21 protein-coding genes and 1 pseudogene are annotated in these 25,244 nt (G+C 71.6%); 9 read left to right on the top strand and 13 right to left on the bottom strand.

Annotation, left to right across the window (positions count from 1 at the left end):
• Positions 1-16 precede the first annotated feature (16 nt).
• On the top strand, positions 17-1,672 hold the full coding sequence (locus tag ACXJKB_RS17645; RefSeq protein ID WP_457190647.1) for an alpha/beta hydrolase: 1,656 nt from the start codon (positions 17-19) through the stop codon (positions 1,670-1,672).
• Positions 1,673-1,727: 55 nt separating this feature from the next.
• Here ACXJKB_RS17645 and ACXJKB_RS17640 read toward each other — a convergent pair whose 3' ends face one another.
• From ACXJKB_RS17640 to dnaB, 6 genes are all read right to left on the bottom strand, one after another.
• Positions 1,728-2,201, bottom strand: a complete 474-nt coding sequence (locus ACXJKB_RS17640) for a MarR family winged helix-turn-helix transcriptional regulator (RefSeq protein WP_457190645.1) — start codon at positions 2,199-2,201, stop codon at positions 1,728-1,730.
• Positions 2,202-2,218: 17 nt separating this feature from the next.
• A complete protein-coding gene (locus tag ACXJKB_RS17635; protein ID WP_457190643.1) occupies positions 2,219-3,679 on the bottom strand; it encodes an MFS transporter in 1,461 nt (486 codons plus the stop codon).
• Positions 3,680-3,837: 158 nt separating this feature from the next.
• A complete protein-coding gene (locus tag ACXJKB_RS17630; protein ID WP_457190641.1) occupies positions 3,838-4,692 on the bottom strand; it encodes a CPBP family intramembrane glutamic endopeptidase in 855 nt (284 codons plus the stop codon).
• A 111-nt stretch (positions 4,693-4,803) separates the two neighbouring features.
• The gene (locus tag ACXJKB_RS17625; protein ID WP_457190639.1) at positions 4,804-5,463 is read right to left on the bottom strand and encodes a response regulator; all 660 of its coding nucleotides are present in this window, start codon (positions 5,461-5,463) and stop codon (positions 4,804-4,806) included.
• The gene (locus tag ACXJKB_RS17620) at positions 5,460-6,683 is read right to left on the bottom strand and encodes a sensor histidine kinase (protein WP_457190637.1); all 1,224 of its coding nucleotides are present in this window, start codon (positions 6,681-6,683) and stop codon (positions 5,460-5,462) included. The genes ACXJKB_RS17625 and ACXJKB_RS17620 overlap by 4 nt, the downstream gene beginning before the upstream one ends.
• Before the next feature lie 92 nt (positions 6,684-6,775).
• Positions 6,776-8,179, bottom strand: a complete 1,404-nt coding sequence (gene dnaB / locus ACXJKB_RS17615) for a replicative DNA helicase (protein WP_457190635.1) — start codon at positions 8,177-8,179, stop codon at positions 6,776-6,778.
• A 526-nt stretch (positions 8,180-8,705) separates the two neighbouring features.
• On the opposite strand from dnaB, the gene ACXJKB_RS17610 reads away from it, so the two are divergent.
• From ACXJKB_RS17610 to ACXJKB_RS17595, 4 genes are all read left to right on the top strand, one after another.
• The gene (locus ACXJKB_RS17610) at positions 8,706-10,043 is read left to right on the top strand and encodes an MATE family efflux transporter (protein WP_457190633.1); all 1,338 of its coding nucleotides are present in this window, start codon (positions 8,706-8,708) and stop codon (positions 10,041-10,043) included.
• A gap of 46 nt (positions 10,044-10,089) precedes the next feature.
• The gene (locus tag ACXJKB_RS17605; protein ID WP_457190631.1) at positions 10,090-11,247 is read left to right on the top strand and encodes a hypothetical protein; all 1,158 of its coding nucleotides are present in this window, start codon (positions 10,090-10,092) and stop codon (positions 11,245-11,247) included.
• A gap of 190 nt (positions 11,248-11,437) precedes the next feature.
• On the top strand, positions 11,438-16,141 hold the full coding sequence (locus tag ACXJKB_RS17600; RefSeq protein WP_457190629.1) for a S8 family serine peptidase: 4,704 nt from the start codon (positions 11,438-11,440) through the stop codon (positions 16,139-16,141).
• 106 nt (positions 16,142-16,247) lie between these two features.
• Positions 16,248-16,658 carry a hypothetical protein gene (locus tag ACXJKB_RS17595; RefSeq protein WP_457190628.1) on the top strand — a complete coding sequence of 137 codons (411 nt, stop codon included), beginning with the start codon at positions 16,248-16,250 and terminating at the stop codon, positions 16,656-16,658.
• A gap of 82 nt (positions 16,659-16,740) precedes the next feature.
• Here the strand turns inward: ACXJKB_RS17595 and rplI are convergent, their stop codons facing one another.
• The 4 genes from rplI to rpsF form a co-directional block, all read right to left on the bottom strand.
• Complete coding sequence (rplI, locus tag ACXJKB_RS17590) at positions 16,741-17,187, bottom strand: 50S ribosomal protein L9 (protein WP_300048385.1); 447 nt, start codon at positions 17,185-17,187, stop codon at positions 16,741-16,743.
• A 14-nt stretch (positions 17,188-17,201) separates the two neighbouring features.
• Positions 17,202-17,438, bottom strand: a complete 237-nt coding sequence (gene rpsR / locus ACXJKB_RS17585; RefSeq protein WP_056603689.1) for a 30S ribosomal protein S18 — start codon at positions 17,436-17,438, stop codon at positions 17,202-17,204.
• 173 nt (positions 17,439-17,611) lie between these two features.
• Positions 17,612-18,235, bottom strand: a complete 624-nt coding sequence (locus ACXJKB_RS17580; protein WP_457190624.1) for a single-stranded DNA-binding protein — start codon at positions 18,233-18,235, stop codon at positions 17,612-17,614.
• 123 nt (positions 18,236-18,358) lie between these two features.
• Entirely contained in the window at positions 18,359-18,649 is a 291-nt protein-coding gene (gene rpsF / locus ACXJKB_RS17575; protein WP_129456612.1) for a 30S ribosomal protein S6, read from the bottom strand.
• 213 nt (positions 18,650-18,862) lie between these two features.
• Between rpsF and ACXJKB_RS17570 the strand changes: the two genes are divergently transcribed.
• Positions 18,863-19,822, top strand: a complete 960-nt coding sequence (locus ACXJKB_RS17570; RefSeq protein WP_457190622.1) for a serine/threonine-protein kinase — start codon at positions 18,863-18,865, stop codon at positions 19,820-19,822.
• Positions 19,819-20,631 carry a deoxyribonuclease IV gene (locus ACXJKB_RS17565; RefSeq protein WP_457190620.1) on the top strand — a complete coding sequence of 271 codons (813 nt, stop codon included), beginning with the start codon at positions 19,819-19,821 and terminating at the stop codon, positions 20,629-20,631. The genes ACXJKB_RS17570 and ACXJKB_RS17565 overlap by 4 nt, the downstream gene beginning before the upstream one ends.
• Here the strand turns inward: ACXJKB_RS17565 and ACXJKB_RS17560 are convergent, their stop codons facing one another.
• Entirely contained in the window at positions 20,632-21,294 is a 663-nt protein-coding gene (locus tag ACXJKB_RS17560; RefSeq protein ID WP_457190618.1) for a sortase domain-containing protein, read from the bottom strand.
• A complete protein-coding gene (locus ACXJKB_RS17555; RefSeq protein WP_457190616.1) occupies positions 21,287-22,300 on the bottom strand; it encodes a hypothetical protein in 1,014 nt (337 codons plus the stop codon). Before ACXJKB_RS17555 ends, ACXJKB_RS17560 begins: the two co-directional genes overlap by 8 nt.
• A gap of 364 nt (positions 22,301-22,664) precedes the next feature.
• On the opposite strand from ACXJKB_RS17555, the gene ACXJKB_RS17550 reads away from it, so the two are divergent.
• Both ACXJKB_RS17550 and ACXJKB_RS17545 read left to right on the top strand, forming a co-directional pair.
• Positions 22,665-23,801, top strand: a complete 1,137-nt coding sequence (locus ACXJKB_RS17550) for a lipid II:glycine glycyltransferase FemX (protein ID WP_457190614.1) — start codon at positions 22,665-22,667, stop codon at positions 23,799-23,801.
• An 84-nt stretch (positions 23,802-23,885) separates the two neighbouring features.
• Positions 23,886-24,965, top strand: coding sequence for an alanine racemase (locus ACXJKB_RS17545; protein WP_457190612.1), 1,080 nt, complete (start codon positions 23,886-23,888; stop codon positions 24,963-24,965).
• Here the strand turns inward: ACXJKB_RS17545 and ACXJKB_RS17540 are convergent.
• Positions 24,876-25,244, bottom strand: a pseudogene (locus ACXJKB_RS17540) (hypothetical protein); the annotation flags it as partial. The gene ACXJKB_RS17545 and the pseudogene ACXJKB_RS17540 sit on opposite strands and share 90 nt — an antisense overlap.

The following is a 25,244-nucleotide window of genomic DNA, read 5'->3' as shown; positions in this document are numbered from 1 at the left end:
CACTGAGAGGGGTGCGGTGCCCGGGTGGCTCGAGCGAGCGGTGGAGCTGGTCCGTCGCTCCCGCCTGCTCCCGGCCGGGCTGGCGTTCGCGATCGGCTTCGCCTGCCTCTCGCTGACCCCGTCGCTGCTGCCCCGTTCCCCGCTGGCCCAGGGCGTGGTCAGCGGCGCCGCCGCAGCCTCGGGGTACGGCGTCGGGGTCTTCCTCGCGTGGTGCTGGCGGGGACTGCGCGACCGACCACGGGAGCCGTGGCCGGACCTGGCACGGTCGGTCCTCCTGGTCGGAGGGATCGCGGCCCTGCTCACGAGCCTCGCCGCGGGCGTGCGGTGGCAGGCCGAGGCCCACGACCTGGCCGGGACGGAGGCGACGCCCGTCGCGTTCGTGCTCCTCGTGCCGCTGGTGACGCTGGTCGTCGCCGCGCTGTTCCTCGGACTGGCGCGTGGCGCCCGGGCCGCCTCGCGACGGGTGGCCCGGCTGCTGGAGCGTCGGCTCAGGCCCTCGGTGGCACGGGTCCTGGGAGTCGTGTCGGTGGGCTTCGTGGCGTGGGCACTGCTCAGCGGGGTGGCGGCTGACGCGGGGCTGCGCGCGCTCGACGCGTCGTTCGCCCTCGGCGACCTCGAGACGCCGGAGGGGATCGAACGACCGTCGACGCCGCTGCGCTCCGGCAGCGACGAGTCGCTGGTCGACTGGGACGACCTGGGCGTGGAGGGGCGGACCTTCGTCGGCACTGGTCCGAGTGCCGAGGAGATCGGCGAGTTGACGGACCGCCCGTCGATCGAGCCCATCCGCGTCTTCGCGGGGCTCGCCAACGCCGAGGACACGGAGCAGCAGGCCGCCCTCGCGGTGGCGGACCTCGAGCGGGCCGGCGGCTTCGAGCGGCAGCACCTCCTGGTGGTCACCACCACCGGGACCGGGTGGGTCGAGCCGAGCGCGGCGAGCGGCTTCGAGTACGTCACCGGTGGGGACTCCGCGATCGTCGGGATGCAGTACTCGCACCTCCCCTCCTGGCTGTCCTTCATCGTCGACTCGGCCCGCGCCCGCGACGCCGGGAGGGCCTTGTTCGACGCGGTCTACGCGCGCTGGTCGAGCCTTCCGTTCGACGAGCGGCCGGAGCTCTACGTCTTCGGTGAGAGCCTCGGGTCGTTCGGCGCCGAGGCCGCCTTCAGCGGCGAGTTCGACCTCGACAACCGGACGTCGGGGGCGCTCCTCGTGGGTCCGCCCAACTTCAACCCGCTCTACCGCAGCTTCATCGAGGACCGGGACGCCGGCTCGCGCGAGGTCGAGCCGGTCTACCGGGAGGGACGGATCATCCGCTTCACCACGAAGGCCGAGCGTCCCCAGCCGGAGGACGAGCCGTGGACGGGGAGCCGGGTGCTCTACCTGCAGCACGCGTCCGACCCGGTCACCTGGTGGAGCCCCGACCTGCTGCTCACCCGACCCGACTGGCTCGAGGAGACGCGCGGCGACGACGTGCCCGGTGCCATGCGATGGGTCCCTTGGATCACCTTCCTGCAGGTGTCGGCGGACCTCGCCGCGGCCTTCTCGACCCAGCCCGCCCACGGGCACAACTTCTCGGGTGAGCACGCCGCCGGCTGGGTCAACGTGCTGCAGCCCGAGGGCTGGACGCCGGACATCACCGAGCGGCTGCGGCAGGAGCTCGCGCGCTACCCGTGACCGCCGCTCGCGACACCCGGGTCGAGCGCGAGGAGCAGGGCTCGACGAGCGAATCTCACCTGTGCTGGCGCGGCGACATCTCCACGGCATCGTCGATCGCGTCGTTGAAGCGCCCCAGGCCCACTGCCAGGTCAGCCGCGACCTGCTCGCCCAGCGTGTCCACGATGGCGCGGAGACCGGCGGCCCGGACCTCGGACTCGCTGCGGTAGGCCGCCTCGCCGGCGGCGGTCGCTCGGACCAGCATCGCGGGGGACTCCGGGTCGTCGTACCGCTCGACGTAGCCGTGGCCGACCGCCGTGTGCACCTGTCGGTTGATCGTGGACTGATCGAGCTGCAGGTACTCCGCCAGCCCACGCAGGGTGTGCGGGCCGTGCTCGATCACCAGCCACAGGATCTTGAACGCAGAGCCGTCGAGTGCCGTCGCCGACGAGTGGGTCTCGCGCCGTCGACCCAGCCGCATGAGCTCGTGCCGCAGCGTGGTCAGGGTCTCGTCGGTGACGGGCGGGGGTGATGTCGTGATTCGTGGCATGGCCGCCTCCTCGGGTCTCAGGCGCCGGTGCCGGCCACCGTATCGACCGTGGCCTCGTCGAGGTCGGCGCCGATGGCGTCGGCACGGCGGCGGACGACGGGCACGGTCGAGGCGATGGCGACGCCGATGAAGGCGGCGAGCGCTCCGACGATGAAGCACCAGCGGAACGCCGACTCGCTCGGGACCGCGAAGCCGCCGAGGTCCGTCGTGCTGCTGGTCAGCAGCGTGGCCATCACGGCCGCTGCCAGCGTCGTGCCGGTCGAGCGCATCAGACCGTTGACACCGACCGCCGAACCGGCCTCGTGGGCCGGGACGGAGTCGAGGATCAGCGTGGGCATGGCGGCGTAGCCGATGCCGACACCGGCAGAGGCCACGCAGGAGGCGAGCAGCAGCTGCCACGGGGCGTCCATCATGACGAGGGCGACGAGGTAGCCCACACCGAGGACGGCGGCGCCGATCATCAGCGTCTGCTTGGCGCCGATGCTCCTCATCAGGCCGCTGGAGACGGGCGCGAAGACGAGCATCATCAGCCCCGCCGGCGCCATCCAGAGCCCGGCGGCCAGGATCGACTGGCCGAGACCGTACCCGGTGATCTCCGGCATCTGGAGCAGCTGGGGCACCACGATCGACTGCGCCATCATGCCGAAACCGATCGCGACGGCCGCGAGGTTCGTCAGGAGCACGGCCGGTGCCGCGGTCGTGCGCAGGTCGACCAGGGGCTCGTCCTGGCGCAGCTCGAAGGCGCCCCACGCAAGCAGGACGAGCAGGCCGACGACGATCGCGGTCCACGTGCGGCCGCTGTCCCAGCCCCACGTGCTGCCCTTGGAGACGCCGACGAGGAAGCACGACAGGCCGATCGCCAGGCCGACGGTGCCGGCGACGTCGAGTCGGCCCGACGAGCCGTCGTGCACGTGCGGCACGGCGACCCAGGTGAGAACGGTGATCACGGCGGCCAGAGCGGCAGCCACCCAGAACAACGCGTGCCAGTCACCGGAGTCGGCGATCCAGGCCGCCAGCGGCAGGCCGATCGCACCACCGACGCCGAGCGTGGCGCTCATCGTGGCGACTCCGGTCGAGGCCATCTCCGGCGGCGCGAACTCACGGATGAACGAGATCCCGACGGGGATGAAGCCCATCGCGAGACCCTGCAGGGCGCGGCCCGCCAGCATGGGGGCGAGCGAGTCGGACAGCGCGCACACGGTCGAGCCGACGAGCAGCAGCGCAGCGCTCGCGGTCAGCACGCGTTGCTTGCCGACCATGTCGGCGATCCGCCCCGCGACCGGCATGGTGACCGCCGCAGCGAGCAACGTGATGGTGATGACCCACGACGCGTTCGATGCCGACGTGGAGAGGAGCCCGGGCAGCTCGCTCTGGATCGGGATGACCATCGTCTGGGTCAGGGCGGCGCTGAGGCCACCGGCGCACAGGACCCCGATGGCGAGTCCGGGGTGTGCAGGCGTGGAAGACGGGTTGTTCATGTGTGCAACATACATATGTTGCTCATGACAACCAATTCGAGCGGCTCCCACCCTCCTCACGGTCAGCGCCGGAAGGAGCGTCCCGACCCGGGATGCGAGGAGCTGGTGGTGCCCGGTCGGGCAACCACCAGCTCCTCACTGATCGACTGTCGACGGACCTAGGCGGCCCGGGCCAGCTCGCGCTCGCGCACCTCCACCGCGGCCGGTTCGGTCCGCCACACCCTGGCGCGAGCCAGGAAGAGCGCCCCGACCACGGCCACCGCCGCGAAGGTGGCGATGCCGCTCTCGCCGGCGACGTAGGCCAGGTCGGCCTCCGAGCCCGCCACCACGGCCGCCGCACCGATACCGAACGCGATGTTGACTGCACCGTGCGCCATCGCCACGGGCCAGACGCTGTGCGTCCGGTCCCACACGTAGGCGTAGAAGACGCCACCCATGGTGATCGTGGCGACCACGACCGGCGCCACGAGCCAGCGGCTGCCGTGCTCGTCGTACGTCGTGGCGATGAGGATCAGCGGCAGGTGGAAGCAGCCGTGGATGAAGCCGGTGACCAGGGCAGCCCGGCGGCGGCTGGTGAGCTGCTGGATCCTCGGCAGGAGGTAGCCCCGCCAGCCGATCTCCTCGGCCAGGAAGAGGACGGTCATGAACGCCAGCGTGCTCGCCAGGTTCAGGCTCCAGGACGCCACGCCCGAGGACGTCAGGTCGATCGAGCGCAGCTCCGCGACGTCCAGCGCCAGCGCGGCGCCGTACGCACTGCCGGCCAGGAGCATGGGCACGAGCAGCGCGAACGCCCACAGTCGCTTGCCCGAGCGGTTCAGCCCGAACTCCCCCCACAGGGCGCGGCGCCTGCCGCGGGGGGTGACGGTGAACGTGATGATGACCAGCGCGGTGACGGGAGCGAAGGCGCTGAGCAGCACATTGATGCCGGCGTGGGGCAGCGCGGTGGCGATGCCGATGGCCAGTGAGAAGGCGAGCACGAGATAGGTCGTGGCCTCGCGTAGTGGTCGTGACATGTGAACCTCCGGTGGCTGTGCCGGCCTGTCTGGCCGCTCCACCAATCTCGCCGCCGGAGAGGGTCCGCACATCTGTCCGGGGTCCTCACGCGTCGAGACCCGAGGCAGAGGTCAGCTGCTCCCGGGGACGGTCAGGCCCGACTCGTAGGCGTGCATCACCAGCTGCGCCCGGTCCCGGCACTCCAGCTTGGTGAGGAGGTGGCTCACGTGGGTCTTCACGGTGCCGTAGCCCATGTGCAGCGAGTCGGCGATCTCCTGGTTCGACAGGCCGCGCGAGACCGCGACCAGCACCTCGCGCTCACGATCGGTCAGGCCGTCGTCGGCGGGGGACGCCGGGCGGCCCGGAAGGGTCGCGAACTGCTCGATCAGGCGACGCGTGACCGAGGGCGCGAGCAGCGCGTCGCCAGCGGCGACCACGGAGATGGCGTCGAGCAGCTGGGTCGGCCTGGTGTCCTTGAGCAGGAACCCGCTGGCCCCGGCGCGCAGGGCCTCGTGGACGAGCTCGTCCTCGTCGAACGTGGTCAGCACCAGCACGTGCGTGCCGGCACACCGCGGGTCGGCCATGATCCGGCGCGTGGCCTCGAGGCCGTCCATCCGGGGCATGCGGACGTCCATCAGGACCACGTCGGGCGTCGTACGACGACACAGCTCCCAGGCCGCGGCGCCGTCACCCGCCTCGCCGACGACCTCGATGTCGGGGCTGGAGCCCAGGAGCACGACGAACCCGGAACGGACCAGCTCCTGGTCGTCGACCACCGCCACCCGGATCACGGCGCCACCGCCATCGACGAGGGCAGGTGTGCCGCCACCCTGAACCCGGCTCCGTCGAGCGCGCCGTAGTCGAGGGTGCCACCCAGCAGCCGGGCGCGCTCGCGCAGGCCCACCAGCCCGTGCCCGCCCGGTACATCGACACCGGCCGGAGCCCGTGACCCGCCGTGACCGTGGTCCCGGACCTCGACGTCGACCCCGTCGGGCACGTAGGCCACCGTCACCTGCGCCTGCCTCGCGCCGGAGTGCTTGAGCACGTTGGTCAGCGACTCCTGGACGATGCGGTAGGCAGTCAGCTCGATCGCGGTGTCGAGCGGGCGCACCGCACCGCTGACGGTCAGGGAGACGTCGACGCCGGCCTCGCGGACGTCGTGAACGAGGTCCTCGAGGTCGTCGATGCCCTGGAGGGGCGAGACCGCCGGGTCCGCGTCCTCGGCCCGGAGCAGGCCCAGCATCGAGCGGGTCTGGGCCAGCGCCTTGCGGCTGGTCTCGGCGATGATCTCGAGCGCGCGCTCGGCGGCGGCCACGTCGGTGCGGATCACGTGCCCGCCGACGCCGGCCTGCACGGCGATCAGGGACATGCTGTGCGCGACGACGTCGTGCAGCTCCCGGGCGATCCGTAGCCGCTCCTCGACGACGGCACGGGCCGCCAGCTCCCGGGCCGCAGCCGCCTCCTGCTCCGCGATCCGCAGCCGCTCGGACTGCTGGATGCGGCGCGAGCGGATCGCGTCGCCGAGGGCCCACGCCGTGAGGAGGAGGGCGCAGGCCTGCAGGAGGTCGGAGGTGCCCAGGTCGGGGACGTCCAGCACGGCGAGGCCGATGAAGACGAGCAGGCAGAGGACCAGCCCGGCCACGCCGTTCCTCCGTCGGCTGTGCGCCGCGAGGGAGTAGAGGCTGAACAGCAGCAGGACCGAGAGCAGGCCGATGTAGTGGTCGGTCAGTGTCACGACGAGACAGCACGTGACGAACACGGTGAACGCGGCCACCGGCCGGCGGCGACGCCAGACCAGGGACAGGCCCGCCACGAGCGTGGCAGCCACCGACAACGGGTCGGCGGGGTCGAGCCGGGGGTCGATGCCGGCGATGTCGGTGCTGAGCAACGACGCGACGGACAGGGCTGCGGCGGCGAGGCCGATCGCGAGGTCCAGGTAGGGCGACAGCCGCCGGGCCAGCGCCTCCCAGGCTCCGCGGTCGAGCGCGTGCTCGGCATCGCGACCCGTCATCCCGGCAGGCTACGCCCGAGCGACGGGTCCGGACCTCTGTCTGCAGACGGACCCGCCTCTGTCCTCCGGCAGAGGAGGGTGGAGCGTGGCCGTCAGCCCTGGGCCATGTCGACGAAGCGGGAGTAGTGGCCCTGGAAGGCGACGGTGAGGTCGCGGGTGGGGCCGTTGCGGTGCTTGGCGACGATGAGGTCGGCCTCGCCGGGGCGGGTCGACTCCTTCTCGTAGACGTCGTCGCGGTGGAGCAGGATCACCATGTCGGCGTCCTGCTCGAGCGAGCCGGACTCACGCAGGTCGCTCATCATCGGGCGCTTGTCGCCACGCTGCTCGGGACCACGGTTGAGCTGGGACAGCGCGATGATCGGGCACTCGAGCTCCTTGGCGAGGAGCTTGATGTTGCGGGAGAACTCGGAGACCTCGAGCTGGCGGGACTCGACCTTCTTGCCCGAGCTCATCAGCTGCATGTAGTCGATGACGATGAGCTTGAGGTCGTGGCGCTGCTTGAGCCGCCGGGCCTTGGCCCGGATCTCCATCATCGTCATGTTGGGGCTGTCGTCGATGAACATCGGCGCCCCCGAGACCTGCCCCATCTTGCGGGCGAGCTTCTCCCAGTCGTCGTCGCGCATCGTGCCGTTGCGGATGTGGTTGAGCGGCACCTTCGCCTCCGCGGAGAGCAGGCGCATCATGATCTCCGAGCGCGTCATCTCGAGGCTGAAGAAGACGCTGGTGAGGTTGTTGTGGATCGACGCCGCGCGGCAGAAGTCGAGGGCGAGCGTCGACTTTCCCATGGCGGGACGCGCCGCGACGATGATCATCTGGCCGGAGTGGAGACCGTTGGTCAGGTCGTCGAGGTCGGCGAAGCCCGTCGGCACGCCGTAGAGGCCGGCCTCGCGGTTTCCGATCGCCTCGATCTCGTCGAGGACGCCGCTCATGATGTCGCTCAGGGGGGCATAGTCGACGGCCGCGCGACGGTCGGTGACCTTGTAGACCTCGGCCTGCGCGTGGTCGACGACGTCGTCGATCTCGCCCTCACCGGCGTAGCCGAGGGCGGCGATGCGGGTGCCGGCCTCGACGAGGCGGCGCAGGATCGCCTTGTCGCGCACGATCTCGGCGTAGTAGCCGGCGTTGGCGGCGATCGGGACGTTGGCCGAGAGGGTGTGGAGGTAGGGGGCGCCACCGATGCGCACCAGCTCGCCGCGCTTCACCAGCTCGGCGGCCACCGTGATCGGGTCGGCCGGCTCGCCGCGACCGTAGAGGTCGATGATCGCGTCGTGGATGACCTCGTGGGCCGGGCGGTAGTAGTCGACGCCCTTGATCACGTCGACGACGTCGGCGATCGCGTCCTTCGACAGCAGCATCGAGCCGAGCACGCTCTGCTCCGCCGCGTTGTCCTGCGGAGGCGTCCGGTCACCCGGGGAGCGCGGCGAGCTGCCGGGCTCGTAGGCCGCCGGTCCGTCGCCCCAGGCCTCGTCGGTGTCCCCCTCGAAGGTGACGCTCACCGGTGCTCCCTCCATCTCGCTCGGGTCCACTGACCACGACGTTAGGGACGACCACCGACATCGCTGCCGGCTCCGCTCGCACCCGAGTCCACCAGCCATCTCCACGACTGGTTCGCGCAGGACCGTACGTGCTCGCAGGGCCTCGTGGGAAGCCAACGACGCCGAGTTATCCACAGGGTCTGTGGACAAGTCAGGCACACGCGTGGACGACACGCTGCCGCAGGTGCACATGCGGTGGACGACCCTGTGGAAGCAGCTGGACCGTTGACGCCGGTCACGCCGCTGACCTGCGCAAACGCATCCCACACCCTGTGGAAGAAAAATACTCAGCCCCGGGGTCCGTTCACCTGTCCGCCATCTGGCGGATGCCCGCCGCTCGCCGCCTCCCCTGCCTCGACCGGCGCTCGCGGCGCGTCATCCACACGGCCATGCACAGGTAGTCCCATCGGGCTATGTACGTCGAGGCACAGCCGTCGCTATGACGCCCCGCAATCGACGAAGACTGCGGGGTTCCTAGGGTGAACCTGTGAAGACCGACCACCGGGAGACAGACCGCGAGATCCTGCGCCTGGCCGTCCCGGCCTTCCTCGCGCTCGTCGCCGAACCGCTCTTCCTGCTCTCCGACGCCGCCATCGTCGGCCACCTCGGCACGCCCGAGCTCGCGGGCCTCGGCGTCGCCGCGGTCGTCCTCCAGACGGTCGTCGGGCTGTGCGTCTTCCTCGCCTACGGCACCACCGCCAGCGTCGCCCGCCACCTCGGCGCGGGCGACCTCCGGGCCGCCCTCGCCCAAGGGGTCGACGGCATCTGGCTCGCCGTCATCATCGGGGTGGTCGCCACCGTCGGCGGCGTCGCGCTCACGCCGGCGCTGGTCGGCGTCTTCGACACCAGCGCCGAGGTCGCCGACCACGCCGAGACCTATCTCGGCATCGCCTTCCTCGGCACCACCCCGCTGCTGGTCATGCTGGCCGCGACAGGTGTGCTGCGCGGGCTGCAGGACACGCGTACGCCGCTGCTGGTCGCGGTCGTCGGCAACGGCCTCAACATCCTCTTCAACGTCGTGCTCGTCTACGGCCTCGACCTCGGTATCGCCGGGTCCGCCATCGGCTCGGTGCTCGCCCAGGTGATCAGCGCGCTGTGGTTCCTCGTCGTCGTGGTCCGCGCCGCCCGCGAGCACGACGCTCCCCTGAGCCCGGACCGCGCCGGCATCGCGGCCGCCGCGCACGCCGCCGTCGCGCTCGTCGTCCGCACCCTCGCGCTGCGGGCCTGCCTGCTCGTCGGGACGTACGCCGTGACCCGCGTGGGCACCGGCGCGAGCGACGTCAACGTGGCCACCCACCAGATCGCGATCACCCTCTGGGCCTTCCTCGCCTTCGCCCTCGACGCGATCGCGATCGCCGCGCAGGCCCTCACCGGCCGGGCGCTGGGCAGCGGCGACGTCGACGGCACCCGCCGCCTCACCCGCCGGATGGTGCGGTGGGGCTGGGGCAGCGGCATCGTCGCCGGGCTCGCCCTGGCCGCCGTGGCCCCGTTCATCGGCGCGCTCTTCACCACCGACCCCGCGGTGCGCGACCTGCTCGTGCCGGTGCTGCTCGTCGCCGCGATCGGGCAACCGGTCGCCGGGATGGTCTTCGTCCTCGACGGGGTGCTGATCGGCGCGGGCGACGGCGCCTACCTCGCATGGGCCGGCCTGGTCGTGCTGGCGGCGTACGCACCGGCCGCGCTCTGGGCGGCCACGCTCCCCCACGGGCTGGTCGCGGTCTGGGTGGCGATGACCATCGTGTTCATGGGCGCGCGCGGCGTGCTGCTCTCGTGGCGCGCCCGCGGCGACCGATGGCTCGTGACCGGAGCCACCGCCGCTCGTTGACCTCGGTGAGGGCGCTCGGGAGCGCGCCGGACACGAGGGAGGACCGATGCTTCGACACCGCACCGCGAGCCGGCTGGCCGTGCTGGGACTGCTGGGCGGCGGCCTGGTGCCGTTGGCCGCGGCGCCGGCAGGCGCCACCCCGGGCTGCGTCGACGAGACCGCTCCGAGCGTCCTGCAGAACGGCTGTGACGACAGCACGCCACCCGAGACCACGCTCACGGCCTCGACCGCACCCAACGCCGCCGGGCTGGTGACCGTGTCGTCGATGACCTTCACCCTCGGGTGGCAGGTCACCGACGGCGACCAGGGCCCCTTCGGGATCGAGTGCCGGCTGACCGGTGGGCCGCAGGCCCACGACTGGCGTGCCTGCACCAGCCCCGTGACGTACGCCGACCTGCCCGACGCCGCGGCCGGCGGCTACGTCCTCGAAGCCCGCGCCGTCGACCTCGGCGACCGCGCCCGCACCCCCGACACCGCCCCGCTGCTGCCGCCCACCGTGGCGGACACCCCCGACGAGGACCCCACGCCGGCGACCTTCACCTGGGGACAGGACACCCGCGCGCCCTTCGTCTTCGTCACCGGCACCTCCTACGACGAGATCACCCCGACCCAGCCGGTCGTCACCGGTGCGGGCGCGCCGATCCGGCTCAACAGCAGCGAGGCGGGCTCGGCCTTCGAGTGCACCGACAACGACCGGCCCGTCGCTTGCACGGGCGGTCGGTGGGAGCTGCCCAGTCCCACCGCCGGCCGGCACCGCTTCGCCGCACGCACCATCGACGCCGCCGGCAACGCGAGCGCCTGGTCGGAGCCGATCGAGTTCTTCGTGCCGCGCAACCTCACCCGCCAGCGCGGCTGGGCGAAGGTGACCGGCCCCGGCTACTTCCGCGGCGACGCGATCAAGGCGTCCCGCCGCGGCGCGCGCCTCGTGCTGCCCCGGACGACCGTAGGTGAGCTCCGGCTGCTCGCCGCCACCGGCCGCGGCCACGGCAAGGTGCGGGTACGCGTCGGCAGGCGCGACTGGCACGTCGTCGACCTCGCCGGTGCGAAGGCGTCGATGAAGCAGCTCGTCGTCATCGACCGCTACTCCGGCATCCGCACTGGACGGATCGTCATCGAGTCGCTGAGTGCCAGGCCGGTCGTCCTCGACGCCGTCGTCGCGCGTCCCAACCGGTTCCCCGCAGCCAGCCGCAGCAGCCGACGCTGACCCCTGCCGGACGCCCTCCCGCGTTACGTCTCGGTTAACGCAGGAACTTCGGCAGATCTTTTCGTTGACAGGTGCGGTTCCTGTGACTTCAGATACACCTGTTCACTCTCTGCCCGCGTCGTCTACGCATTCGTTTGTGGGGTCGCGTCGTCGTGCCGTGGGGCCACTTCATTCCGAACGGGAGATCCGTGTGATCCGTCGTACCGTTGCGGCCGGCGCTGCCACCAGCGTCGCTGCCGCACTACTCGTGCCGTGGGGGACGGCTGCCAACGCAGCCGACAGCTCCCTCGACGGCCTGGAGCCGGCGCAGTCGTCGCTGGCCAGGTCCCTCGAGAGGGGGACGGTGCTCGAGCTGGGCACCGGCTCCGCTCCGGAGACCTACTTCGTGCAGCTGCAGGCCCCGGCCGTTCCGCGGCGTGAGGTCGCGGTCGAGCGTGGCATGACCTCGACCCGGTCCGAGTCGGGCTACCGCCGCGAGCTGCAGGAGCAGCAGTCCGACCTGGTCGACTCGATCTCGCGCGTCACCACCGGTGACGTCACCGTGCTCAACCGCTACACGGAGGCCCTCAACGGCGTCGCCGTGCGGATGACGCGCGCCCAGGCCAAGAAGGTCGCCGGCATCGACGGCGTCTCCGCGGTCCAGGTCGACTTCGAGCGCGAGCTCACCACGGACAAGGGCCCCGAGTGGATCGGCGCACCCACCGTGTGGGACGGCACCAACGTCCCCGGTGGCGTCGGCAGCAAGGGCGAGGGCGTCATCGTCGGCATCCTCGACTCCGGCCTCAACCCGGCCAACCCGTCGTTCGCCGACAGCGTCGCGGAGGCCGACGGCGGTGACGGCTACGACCACATCAACCCGCTCGGCGCCGGCAACTACCTCGGCATGTGCGACTCCTCCAACGAGGACCAGTACTACGAGGGCTGGGGCTGCAACGACAAGCTCATCGGCTACTACAACTTCGAGGACCCGGAGAACCCCGCCTCCGACCCGTTCGACGACGTCTACGACGACGACGGCCACGGCAGCCACACCGGCAGCACCACGGCCGGCAACCAGGTCGAGGCCACGGCGTACGCCGCGAAGGGCACCGAGCACGAGTTCTCGGTGACCTCGAAGATCAAGGGTGTCGCCCCGCACGCCAACGTGATCGGCTACGACGTCTGCGACGGCGGCTGCCAGGGCTACTCGATCGTCACCTCGATCGAGCAGGCCATCACCGACGGCGTCGACGTGATCAACTACTCCATCGGCTCGAGCGCCGCCTCCAGCCCCTGGACCGACCTCGACGCCATCGGGTTCCTCAACGCCCGCGCGGCCGGCATCCACGTCGCCACCTCGGCCGGCAACGACGGTCCCGGTGCGGCCACCCTCGGCAGCCCGGGCGACGTCCCGTGGATGACGACGGTCGGCGCGACCACGCACGACCGCAAGTACGTCGCCTCGGTCACCGGCATCACCGCGACCGACGCTGCCACCCGGCCCGACATCACGGGTGCCGGTCTGTCCGGTGCCACCGACGGTGCGTTCCCGGTCGTCTACGCGGGCTCCGCGCCCTACAACAACGCCCGGTGCAGCCAGCCCGACGACGAGACGCCGGTCGGCGCCTTCCCCGCGGGCACGGACCTGTCCGGCCTCATCGTGGTCTGTGACCGCGGTGGCAACGGACGCGTCGAGAAGGGCGAGAACCTCGCCGAGCTCGGCGCCGAGGGCATGATCCTGGCCAACGACCAGGCCAGCGGCACCTCGCTCAACGGTGACGCCCACGCCCTCCCGGCCGCGCACATCACCTACGCCGACGGAGTCGCGCTGAAGGCGTTCATGGCCGCCCACCCGGGCACCAAGGCCGCCCTGTCCGGCTCGGTGGCCGACGTCAAGGACGCCAACGGCGACATCATGGCCGCGTTCTCCAGCCGCGGCCCCAACCGGTCGGTCTCCTCGATCAGCCCGTCCGTCTCGGCCCCCGGCGTGGACATCCTCGCCGCTGCCGGCACGGACAACAGCGTCGAGTGGCACTTCATCTCCGGCACCTCGATGGCCAGCCCGCACACCGCGGGTGCCCTCGCGCTGCTCAAGGGGGTCCAGCCCGACTGGACCCCGGCGGAGTCCCAGTCCGCGCTGATGACGACGGCCGAGCGTGACATCACCGACAACGACGGCACCAAGGCCGACTGGTTCGACATGGGCTCGGGTCGCATCGAGCTCCGTCGCGCCGCGAAGGCGGGCCTGGTGCTCGACGAGACGCTCGCCGGCTACCAGGGTGCCAACCCGGCCGTCGGTGGCGACGTCCGCGCGCTCAACACCGCCAGCATGGCGGACGACGAGTGCCTGCAGACGTGTGACTGGACGCGGACGTTCACCGGCACCTCGACCGGTGTCGGCACCTGGAGCGTCTCGGTGGAGAACCTGTCCCCCGGACTGACGCTGTCGACGGACAAGGCCAGCGTCGCGGTCACCGACGGCGGTGACGTCGACGTGACGGTCACCGCTCAGCTCGGCGCAGACGTCGCGACCGACAAGTGGCTGTTCGGCACCCTGGTGCTGACGCCGCCCGCGGGCTCGCAGGCCCCGGTGGCCCACCTGCCCGTCGGCGTCCTGCCGTCGGCCGGCGTGCTGCCCACCTCGATCGACATCACGACCCGTCGTGACGCCGGGTCGCAGGTGGAGGAGGGTATCGAGGCGATCGCGATCTCCGACCTGCAGGTCGACGCCAGCGGCCTGGTGCCCGAGGACAAGGTCACGCTGACCATCCCGCAGGACACCACCAACCCCAACGCGTTCGACGGCAACGGCACGCACGTCGAGGAGCTCGAGGTGCCTGCCGGCGCCACGAGCCTCATCGCCGAGCTGCAGAACCCGACCGCTCCCGACTTCGACCTCTACGTCGGGACGGGCGAGGTCTCGGAGGCCAACGTGGTGGCGTCGAGCGCCAGCGCCGGCTCCAACGAGCGGGTCGAGATCGCCGACCCCGAGCCGGGCACCTACTGGGTGCTGGTGCAGAACTGGCAGGCATCGCCCTCCGGCACCGACACCACCGACCTGGTGACCGCCGTGGTCGCCGGCGACCAGGGCAACCTGCGCGCCGAGGGTCCCGACGGTGCCCTGCCCGCCGCCACACCGTTCTCGATCCGCACCTTCTGGGACGAGGACGCCATGGAGGCCGGGCAGACCTGGCACGGCACGCTCACGCTCGGCACCTCGTCCGCGAACCCGGGCGACATCGGTGTCGTGCCCGTGGTCGTCACGAGGATCGAGGACGACGTGACCAAGACGTCGGACGTGACCGAGGCGGGGCCGGGTGACACCGTCACCTACACCGTCGAGGTGGCGCCCAACGTCACCCGCGAGGACCTCACCTACTCGATCACCGACACCCTGCCGGCAGGGGCGACGTACGTCGAGGGTTCTGCCACCGACGGCGCCACCTACGCCGACGGCAAGGTGACGTGGAGCGCGGACCTGCCCTCCACCTACGGCGAGCAGGGCACGTACGACATCACCACCAGCAAGACGGACACGTCGTGCGTCAACCCGTTCTCGAAGAAGGCGGACTACACCGACCTGCTCACCGCCACGGGTGGCGCGCTGAAGGCCGACCCGGCGGTCTCCGGTGACAGCAAGCTGTGGAACGCCTTCACCTCGACCGACCTCGGCCTGTACGGCGAGGCTTTCCGGGGTGTCGGCTACACCGACGACGGCTTCCTGGTCTACGGAGGGGCGGACAACTGGGCCCAGAGCGCGGACGACGAGCCGTACACCCCACAGGTCCTGCCCAACCCGGCACTGCCCAACAACATCAGCGCGGGCATGTGGCGCGACGGGCAGGTCTTCTACGACGCGGCCTCGAACTCGGGCGTCACCGCGGCGCAGACGAGCGCCGGCCTGCGGATCCTCGAGTGGGACAACCTGGGAGGTTGGAGGGCCCCGGGCGACTCCCTCGACATGCAGGTCTTCCTGCAGGAGGGCAGCAACGACCTGGTCTGGGTCTACGACGACATCAAGGCCGACCTGTCGGAGGTGACCGTGGGCACGGAGAACGCCGACGGCACCAACGGGCAGGCGCTGGTCAACAAGGCCGACGTGGGCACGAAGATCACCAACGGGACCGTCGTGTGCATGACCTACGAGTCGGCACTCGGCGACCCGGTGTCGTTCACCTACCAGGTGACCGTCGACGGTGACGTCCACGAGCGCCAGCGGCTGGTCAACGAGGCCGTCCACACCACGAGCGACCCGGGCGCCAAGCCGGCGTCGGTCACCAACACGGTCGTGGTGAAGGGCGCCTCCGAGCGCAGCGAGGTCGCGCTGTCGATCAACCCGAACCGCATCGAGACCGGTCAGACGACCGCGGCCACCGCCACGGTCTTCAGCGCGGGGGAGACGGTCGCCACGGGGCCAGTCGAGTTCTGGGCGGGCACCCGCCTGGTCGGCACCGCCACTCTCGACGCGGCGGGCAAGGCCACGGCCACCCTGAGCGGGTTCCCCACGGCCGGGACCATCCCGGTCACCGCGAAGTACCTCGGTGACAGCGCCAACCTGGGCAGCACCTCGGACCCGGTCAACCTGGTGGTCTCGGCCCCCGGCGCCCCGGCTCCGAAGGTGAAGTCGCGGCTCGAGGTGGACGCCCCGAAGGTGGTCGAGCAGGGCAAGAAGGCCAAGCTCAAGATCGCCGTGTCCGCTCCGAAGGTGACGCCCACCGGCACGGTGGAGGTCACCGTCAGGGGCGCGCTGGAGAAGAAGACCTGGACGCTGACGCTCAACCGGTTCGGCAAGGCGCAGCTCGTCCTGCCGAAGGCCCGGAAGGTCGGCAAGATCAAGGTCAAGGTCGAGTACCTCGGTGACGCCGCGGTGCTCGGGTCCAAGGACCGGCTGAAGATCAGGGTCGCGAAGAAGTGACCTGATCCTCACCTCTCCGCATGACGAGGGGCCGGCGGTGGTGACACCGTCGGCCCCTTCGTCATGTCCGGAACATCCCCGTGGACCGTGCCGTCACACTGCCATGATGACGACGAGCCGTCGCCTCGCCCTGCTGCTCGCGTCGAGCGCCCTGCTCGCGTCGTGCGGCGCACCCGACGAGGGTGCCGACCGGCCGACGACCGACCCGCCTGTCGCCGAGGAGACGACCGTGGACCCCACCACCAGCCCGTCGGGCACCCCCGCCCCCCGCGACGTCGTACGCGCGGTGGACGACCTGGCTGCCAGCCTCGGCGTCGATGCCGACGAGGTCGAGGTGGTCTCGGTGGAGGAGGTCACCTGGCGCGACGGCAGCCGCGGGTGCGCCCAGCCCGGGATGGCCTACACCCAGGCGCTGATCGACGGATCACGGATCACGCTCCGGGCCGGGGGCCGGACCTACGAGTACCACTCCGGCGGCAGCCAGCCACCCGCGCGCTGCGACAAGCCGACCCAGTAGACCCCAGTCGACCCAGGTAGACGCACCACGGCCCGCCACCCCTGAGGGGCGGCGGGCCGTGGTGTGTGGTGCGTCGGTCGCGTCAGGCGGGGACGACGTTGAGGGCCACCGTGGCGGACACCTCGTCGTGCAGCTTGACGGTCACCTCGTGGGCGCCGAGCGACTTGATCGGGTTGACCACCACGATGGTGCGGCGGTCGACCTTCTCGCCGGAGACGGCCGTGATGGCGTCGGCGATCTCGGTGGTGGTGACGGCGCCGAACAGGCGACCGCCCTCACCGGCACGGACCTTCACGTTGACCGCGTTGGCCTCGAGCTTGGCCTTGACGTCCTTGGCGTGGTCCTCGTCGCGCACTGCGCGAGCGGTGCGGGCGGCCTTGATCGACTCGATGGTCTTCTCGCCGCCGCGGCTCCAGCGGATGCCGAGGCCACGCGGGACGAGGTAGTTGCGGCCGTAGCCGTCCTTGACCTCGACCACGTCACCGGGGGCACCGAGGCCGTCGACCTCCTGAGTGAGGATGAGCTTCATGTCCCGTGCTCCTCTCAGCGACCGGTGGACGTGTAGGGCAGCAGCGCCAGCTCGCGCGCGTTCTTGACGGCGATGGCCACGTCGCGCTGGTGCTGGACGCAGTTGCCGGTCACGCGACGGGCGCGGATCTTGCCGCGGTCGGAGATGAACTTGCGGAGCAGGGTGGTGTCCTTGTAGTCGACACCGGTCGCCTTCTCCTTGCAGAACTGGCAAACCTTCTTCTTGGGCTTGCGCAGAATTGCCTTGGCCATTGTGGTGCTCCCTTTCAGTGAGCCCGGCCCTGAAGGCAATCAGGGACGGAATGGAATTTCGGAATGTCTTGCTTGATGTGTCGGATCACGGTTGCCGGGTTTCGATACGCCCTGGTCACGGGCTACTCAACCTGGCGACCTGACACGGCTTCGCAGGCTCAGCCGCGGGTCCCTCAGAACGGCGGCTCGTCGTTGCCGCCATTGACCCCGGGCGTGGCCCACGGGTCGTTGGCCGGCGCGGACTGGCCGCCACCCTGGGACTGGCCGCCCTGGGACTGACCGCCCCAGGCGCCGCCAGCCTGGCCACCCTGCGAGGGCGCCGGGCTGGCCCACGGGTCGTCGGCCGGCGCGGACTGCTGCCCGCCACCGCCCGAGTAGCCGCCGCCACCGCCAGCACCGCCGCCACCGGAGTAGCCGCCACCGCCGCCGGACCGGGTCGTCTTGGTGACCTTGGCCGATGCGGAACGCAGCGACGGGCCGACCTCCTCGACGTCGATCTCGAAGACGGTGCGCTTCTCACCCTCGCGGGTCTCGTACTGACGGGACTTCAGGCGACCCTGGACGATCACGCGCATGCCCCGCTGGAGGGACTCGGCGACGTTCTCCGCAGCCTGGCGCCAGACAGCGCAGGAGAGGAACAGCGTGTCGCCGTCCTTCCACTCGTTGCTCTGGCGGTCGAAGGTGCGCGGCGTCGACGCGATCCGGAAGTTGGCCACGGGGGCCCCCGAGGGGGTGAACCGCAGCTCCGGGTCGTCGACGAGGTTGCCGATCACGGTGATGGTGGTCTCGCCTGCCATGAGGTCTCCTCAGAAAGTCCTGCTGCTGTGCCGGTTGATCCGGGGTGCTCCCGGTGATGCGCCCATCAAACAGGCACTCACCGACAGCGGGAAGGGTGTTTCCACAGATGCCCGGGAGGGCGATCAGTGGGCGTCGGGACGCATGACCTTCGTGCGCAGGATCGACTCGTTCAGCGTGAGCTGGCGGTCGAACTCCTTGACCGTCGCGGGCTCGGCCGTCAGCGAGATGACGGCGTAGATGCCCTCGGCGTTCTTCTTGATCTCGTACGCCATCCGGCGACGACCCCACACGTCGAGCGACTCGATCGAGCCACCGTCCTTGCGGATCACGTTGAGGTACTTGTCGAGCGACGGCTCGATGGTGCGCTCGTCGAGACTCGGGTCGAGGATGACCATCACTTCATAGGCACGCATAGCGGTCTCCACCTCCTCTGGGCTAGAGCGGCCACGGGCTTTCCGTGGCAGGAGGGACTGTGCGTTCGCGGCGCGTTACGACGTGGGTCGTGCACCGCGGTCACCCGGGGGCAACCGCAGAAGATTATCAGCGGCGGCCCCCGCGGCTGGAATCCTCGTGGTCCGCCTGTGGAGGAGGGTCCCGCGAGGGCCCGGCCGGTCTAGCGTCGGAGGGTGCGAACCACCTCCTCGCGCACCGCCCCTGAGACCGCCACCTGGACCGACCTGGTGGTGGCGGGCCGCTACCGACTGCTCGACCAGGTCGGCTCCGGCGGAATGGGTTCGGTCTGGCGCGCGCACGACCTGCGCACCGGTCAGGACGTCGCCCTGAAGGTGCTCGGGCGCCACAGCTCGACGCTGCTGGCCCGGTTCGTGCGCGAGCAGGCCGTCCGGGTGCGGCACCCGCACGTGGTGGCGCCGCACGGCTGGGCCGCGGAGGACGACCTCGTCGTGCTCGCCATGGAGCTCGTGGCCGGCGGGTCGGTGGCGGACCTGCTGCGCGAGCACGGCCGGCTCGACGCCGGCACCTGCGCGCTGCTGGTCGAGCAGCTGCTGCTGGGCCTGGCGGCCGTCCACGCAGCCGGCCTCGTGCACCGCGACGTCAAGCCCGCCAACCTCCTCCTCGAGGCGACGGACGACGGGCCGCCCCACCTGCGGCTCGGCGACTTCGGGGTGGCCGCCCCGGTCGCCGACCGCCGCTTCACCACGGTGCCCGGCGCGATCGGCACCGACGGCTACATGGCGCCCGAGCAGGCGCGGGGTGCACCGCCGGAGCCGACCCAGGACCTCTACGCGGTGGGTCGGGTGGCACTCGAGCTCGTCACCGGTGAGCCGCCCGCTCGCCAGGACGCCGTTCCCTCGCACCCGCTGCGCCCGCTCGTCGAGCGGCTGCTGGTCGCCGATCCCGAGCAGCGCATCGCGACGGCCGAGGCGGCACTGCGACTGCTCCGCCGGCTTCCGGTCCCGCCGCCGGCGGGACCGCCGGTGCCCGACCGGCTGGGCCCGCGTCCGCGTGGACGGCGTACGACGTCGGGGTCGGGAGCGGTCGTCGACTGGCTCGGCTGGGCCGCGGTCGCCGGCCTGTTCGGCGTGGTCGTCGGGTGTCTGTGGGTGCTCCTAGGCTGGACGCCATGAGCCCCTCCCCCTCCACCTCCCTCTCGATCGGCGCCCACGTCGAGCAGACCGACCCGATCGCCGAGGCGCTGGCGCGGGAGACGTCGCTCGTGCAGTTCTTCCTCGGTGACCCGCAGGGCTACAAGGGTCCCGAGATCCGCTTCGCCGGCGGGGCGGAGGCACTGCGCGTGGCTGCCGAGGAGGCGGGCGTCGACCTCTACGTCCACGCTCCCTACATCGTCAACGTCGCCACGACCAACAACCGGATCCGGATCCCGAGCCGCAAGCTGCTCCAGCAGCACATGGACGCCGCGGCGGAGATCGGGGCGAAGGGCCTGATCGTGCACGGCGGCCACGTCAACAAGGACGACGACCCGTCGGTGGGCTTCGACAACTGGCGCAAGGCGATCGACGCCACCGACCTCAAGATCCCGCTGCTCATCGAGAACACCGCCGGCGGCGACAACGCGATGGCGCGCCACCTCGACCGGATCGCCGGGGTGTGGGACGCGATCTCCGCTGCCGAGGGCGCCGACGACGTCGGGTTCTGCCTCGACACCTGCCACGCCTGGGCCGGTGGCATGGAGCTCGGCGACGCGGTGGAGAAGGTCCGCAGCATCACCGGCCGCATCGACCTCGTCCACGCCAACGACTCGCGCGACACGTTCGGCTCGGGCGCCGACCGCCACACCAACTTCGGGCATGGCCACCTGCCCGCCGACGAGTTCGCCGGCGTGGTGCGCGAGGCCGGAGCCCCCGTCATCTGCGAGACGCCGGGCGGTGCGACGGAGCACCAGGCCGACTTCGCCTGGCTCCGCGAGCACCTCTGATCAGTCGACCGGCTCGGCCGTGACCACCACGTTGCTGCGGTACTCGGTGCCGTCCCAGTCCTCGCAGGTGATGAGGACGAGCCGCGGCGGCCCGGTCCGACCGAACAGGTCGGCGCTGCGCCGGGCCAGCTCGTCGCGGCTCAGCACCTCGACCGACGCGACCCGGTAGGCCAGGTCGTCGGACGCCGAGCGCACCAGCACCCGGTCACCGGGAGCCAGGGTGTCGAGGTCGTCGAACGCCCCGCCCCCCGTGTGCACGGTGTGCCCCGTGACCACGGCGGCACCCTCGGCGGCACCGGGTCGGGCGCCGTCGGACCACCAGCCGACCTGCTGCGGGTCCGACGGCGGGGTCAGCGCCCCGTCCTCGGTCCGGATGGGCGTCACTGGCGCCTGCACCCCGATCGCCGGTACGACGAGCGCCTCGGGTCGTACGCCGGCCGCGGGCGTCGCCGGGGCGGACTGCGCGTCCGACCGAGCGGGCGACGAGGTGCCGGACGGTCCCGCCACCCGGATCACCGGTGGGGGCGCGGCAGGCGCTCCCGTGTCCGGCGCGGCCGGCGTCGCCTCGAGCGCGCCGCCTGCCAGGAACAGCCCACCCACGACCAGCGCGGATGCGGCTGCTCCCAGCAGGAGCGACGTCAGGCGACGGCGAGGGTCAGCCACGGAGGCGGTGCCACCCCAGCCGGGCAGCCGCCCCACCGATCAGGACCATCAGCAGCCCGAGCAGCACCTGCACGGGGCTGGGTCCGACAGGAGTCGAGCCCTCGACTCCCGCGTTGACCGCCGTCGGGACCTGCTGCGACTGCGGAGCCGAGGAGGCCGGGCCGGTCCCGCCCTGGTTGGCGCCCGGACCTGCGTTGTTGTCACCGCCGGAGGCCTGCACCCCCAGCACCTCGGGCGACTCGGTGTCCTCGGACTCCTGCGGCTGCTGCGTCGGTGAGGTCGTCGCGGGCGTCGTCGGCGGCGTCGTCGGAGGTGTGGTCGGCGGGGTTGTCGGCGGAGTCGTCGGCGGCGTCGTCGGAGGCGTCGTCGGAGGCGTCGTCGGAGGCGTGGTCGGAGGCGTGGTCGGCGGTGTCGTCGGAGGCGTCGTCGGAGGCGTCGTCGGAGGCGTCGTCGGAGGCGTCGTCGGCGGAGTCGTCGGAGGCGTGGTCGGCGGGGGCGGCGGCGGCGGAGGAGGCGGGGTGCCGCAGCCCTGGACCCAGAAGACCTTGTGCTTCACGGTCGCGCCGTTGGACTCGGGCGTGTTGATGGTGAGCTTCACGTGGTAGCCCTGCTGCGGGTGCGGCGCACCGGTGAAGGACAGGGTGTAGGCCTGCGACCCGTCGATCCCGTCGTTTCCTGCCCCGGCTCCGGGGTCGTTGTCGAGCTGGACGGTGGTGTCGCCGGACACGGTCATGCCGACGCCGGTGGTCGGTGCCTGCTCCTCGAAGAGGACGGTCGAGACCACGTTGGCGTCGAAGCCGTACCACTCGAGCTGGAAGGTGCAGCCGACGTGCGGGTGGTTGTTCGGGATGGCGTCGATGTCGCCGTCAGGGGCGACCTTCACCGTGCCGTTGTTGCCCTGCGGGCCGGCGGCGTTGGCGAGGGGGGAGCCGGCAACGGCTCCGAGGCAGACGAGGGCGGCGAGCCCCAGTCGTGGGGCAAGGCGATGGCGGTCGATCGAGTTCATGCTGGTGTCCCCCAAGGGTGAGTGCGGCGCGAGGTGCGCCGTCGAAGAGGGAGTACGGACGACCTCGTCCCCACGGGCCGCTCCGCTCCCCCACTTGTGCAACGTCCTCCGGTACCCGCGTGGTACGGCCCACTAGCACAATCGGGCCAACCTTGCGCCCGTCTTGACCGTCTCCTGACGAACTGCGGGATACCTCGCACCAACGCCCGCCCGTGCGGGTGGGGTCGGTCAAGGTGTCGTCGGCGTACGTCTGTCAAGAAACTCCTGCGCCTCGCGCAACCAAACCGGTGCCGTCCGCGTCTTCAATGGTGCGGGGACCAGACACGTACGGGGGTCGTGTCTGGTCCCTTGTAGCCTTTCCGGGGTGACGACCCCCCTGACGCTGCGACCGATCTCCGCCCAGCAGCACCACGACCTCATCGCGAGCCGGTCGTCCGCCAGCTTCCTCCAGACCCCCGGCTGGGCCAGCGTGAAGGCCGAGTGGCGGGCCGAGTCCATCGGCTGGTTCCGCGGCGCCGAGGTCGTCGGCGCCGCCCTCGTCCTCTACCGCCAGCTGCCCAAGGTCCGGCGCTACCTGGCCTACCTCCCCGAGGGACCGGTCATCGACTGGTCCGACGACGACCTCGGCTCGTGGCTCGCACCGATGGTCGCCCACCTCAAGAAGCAGGGTGCCTTCGCCGTGCGGATGGGCCCACCCGTGGTCACCCGGCGATGGTCCGCCGAGCAGGTCAAGGCCGGCATCGCCGACGAGTCGGTGCGCCGCCTCGGCGACGTACCTCCCCTCGACCGCACCCAGGACGGCGCCTGCGTCATCGCGCAGCTGCACGAGCTGGGGTGGCAGCAGCAGTCGGCGGAGGGCGGCTTCACCGCGGGGCAGCCGCAGTTCAACTTCCAGGTCCCGCTGGTCGACGAGGACGGGCAGCCGCGCTCGGAGGCCGACGTCCTCGCCGGGATGAACCAGCTCTGGCGGCGCAACATCAAGAAGGCCGACAAGGCCGGCGTCGAGGTCGCGCTCGGCGACCGCACCGACCTCAAGGCGTTCCACGACCTCTACGTCCACACCGCCGAGCGCGACCACTTCACCCCGCGCCCGCTCTCCTACTTCGAGACGATGTACGACGCCCTCGCCGCCGAGGACCCCGACCGCATCCAGGTCTGGCTCGCACGCCACGAGGGTGACCTCGTGGCGGCCACGATCGGGATCCGCGTGGGCACGCACGCCTGGTACTCCTACGGTGCGTCGTCCACCGAGAAGCGCGAGGTCCGCGGCTCCAACGCGGTCCAGTGGGCGATGATGCGCCACGCCCTCGACGCCGGGGCCCACGTCTACGACCTGCGCGGCATCACCGAGACCCTCGACGCCGACGACTCCCACGTCGGGCTGATCCAGTTCAAGGTCGGCACCGGCGGGCAGGCCGTCGAGTACGCCGGCGAGTGGGACCTGCCGGTCAACCGCGCCATCTACAAGGCGTTCCAGCTCTACCTGGCCCGGCGCGGGTGAGGGCATGAGCGAGCGCAGCGAGCGAGTCATCGGGCGCAGCGTCATTCGTGCCTCGTGCGCGCACGGAGCGAAGCGAGTACGCGCATGAGCCTCAGCCTCACGGTGGACGGCGAGCGCTGGCGCTCGCACCTGCTCCGCACCGTCCGCACCCATCCCGGGATCGTGCCGGTCGCCAAGGGCAACGGCTACGGCCTGTCGGTCGCCCGCCTCGCCCGGCGGGCGCAGTGGCTCGCCGACCACGTCGACGACACCGGCGCCGCGGTCGACATGATCGCCGTCGGCACGTACGACGAGGTGGCGGAGGCCGCCAGCCGCTATGCGGGCGACCTCCTCGTGCTCACGCCGTGGCGCCCGTTCGGTGCGGCGCTCGACCTCGACGCCCGGCTCGCCTCCCGGGTCGTGCACACCGTCAGCCGCCCCGACGACCTGACCGCCCTGCGCGAGCGCGACCCCGACGCCCGGTTCGTGCTCGAGCAGCTGACCTCGATGCTGCGCCACGGGATGACGCGCCGCGACCTCGCCGCCGCGGCCACGGCGCTCGGGTCCGGGCGCAGCGGCCTGCGCGGGGTGGCGATGCACCTCCCGCTCAACACCACCTCGCACCTCGGCGAGGTGAGTCGGCTGATCAACGACGTCGTGGCCTCCGGGCTGCCGACCCGCACCGTCTTCGTCTCGCACCTCACCGAGGCCGAGCTGGGCCGGCTCGCGACCACCTACCCGGACTTCGCCGTCCGTCCCCGCATCGGCACCGACCTGTGGCTCGGCGACCGCGGCGCCCTGTCGGTGACCGCGACGGTCCTCGACGTGCACGAGGTCGAGCGCGGCGACACCTTCGGCTACCGCGGCCGCAGTGCACCCAAGCAGGGCCACATCGTCGTCGTCAGCGGCGGCACCGCCCACGGCATCGGCCTCGAGGCACCGACCGGCGACCAGTCCCTCAAGGCGCGCGCGGCGACCCTGGCCCGGGGTGGCCTGGACGCCGTCGGCTTCGTGCGCTCGCCGTTCTCGATCGACGGCAAGCAGCGCCTCTTCGCCGAGCCGCCCCACATGCAGGCGTCGATGCTGTTCGTCCCGTCAGGGGCGCGGGTCCCGTGCGTCGGCGAGGACATCGAGGTCCGGGTCCGCTTCACCGCGACCGACTTCGACCGGGTCGTCATCGCCTGACCCGGCGTCGCGCAGCACCGCCACCACCAGCCAGCCCAGCCCGACGACCCGCAGCAGGACCGCCAGCCAGTAGGCGCGCGAGTCGTCGGCGACGGTCGGCACGAGGGCCTCGCCGACGTACCACCCGGTGAGCACCCAGCTGAGGAGGTGCAGCGCCTGCCACACCAGCAGGTCGCGCCAGCGGCGTACGGCGATCGCGGCGAGCGGCAGCACCAGCAGCGCGGTCTCGGGCGGGGCCGACGGCGCCACGACGAGTGCCGCGGCGAGCAGGACCAGGCC

The organism is Nocardioides sp. P5_E3 (assembly GCF_054049275.1).
The sequence above is the reverse complement of the archived record's forward strand: the minus strand, read 5'-3'. Positions and strand labels throughout refer to the sequence as shown.

What these genes read in the sequence shown, in the direction of transcription:
- rpsF (WP_129456612.1), bottom strand. Translation starts at nt 18,649, where the DNA reads ATGCGTGCCTATGAAGTGATGGTCATCCTCGACCCGAGTCTCGACGAG.
- ACXJKB_RS17605 (WP_457190631.1), top strand. Translation starts at nt 10,090, where the DNA reads ATGCTTCGACACCGCACCGCGAGCCGGCTGGCCGTGCTGGGACTGCTG.
- ACXJKB_RS17595 (WP_457190628.1), top strand. Translation starts at nt 16,248, where the DNA reads ATGACGACGAGCCGTCGCCTCGCCCTGCTGCTCGCGTCGAGCGCCCTG.
- ACXJKB_RS17640 (WP_457190645.1), bottom strand. Translation starts at nt 2,201, where the DNA reads ATGCCACGAATCACGACATCACCCCCGCCCGTCACCGACGAGACCCTG.
- ACXJKB_RS17555 (WP_457190616.1), bottom strand. Translation starts at nt 22,300, where the DNA reads ATGAACTCGATCGACCGCCATCGCCTTGCCCCACGACTGGGGCTCGCC.
- ACXJKB_RS17620 (WP_457190637.1), bottom strand. Translation starts at nt 6,683, where the DNA reads ATGACGGGTCGCGATGCCGAGCACGCGCTCGACCGCGGAGCCTGGGAG.
- ACXJKB_RS17630 (WP_457190641.1), bottom strand. Translation starts at nt 4,692, where the DNA reads ATGTCACGACCACTACGCGAGGCCACGACCTATCTCGTGCTCGCCTTC.
- rpsR (WP_056603689.1), bottom strand. Translation starts at nt 17,438, where the DNA reads ATGGCCAAGGCAATTCTGCGCAAGCCCAAGAAGAAGGTTTGCCAGTTC.
- ACXJKB_RS17565 (WP_457190620.1), top strand. Translation starts at nt 19,819, where the DNA reads ATGAGCCCCTCCCCCTCCACCTCCCTCTCGATCGGCGCCCACGTCGAG.
- ACXJKB_RS17580 (WP_457190624.1), bottom strand. Translation starts at nt 18,235, where the DNA reads ATGGCAGGCGAGACCACCATCACCGTGATCGGCAACCTCGTCGACGAC.
- rplI (WP_300048385.1), bottom strand. Translation starts at nt 17,187, where the DNA reads ATGAAGCTCATCCTCACTCAGGAGGTCGACGGCCTCGGTGCCCCCGGT.
- ACXJKB_RS17635 (WP_457190643.1), bottom strand. Translation starts at nt 3,679, where the DNA reads ATGAACAACCCGTCTTCCACGCCTGCACACCCCGGACTCGCCATCGGG.
- ACXJKB_RS17545 (WP_457190612.1), top strand. Translation starts at nt 23,886, where the DNA reads ATGAGCCTCAGCCTCACGGTGGACGGCGAGCGCTGGCGCTCGCACCTG.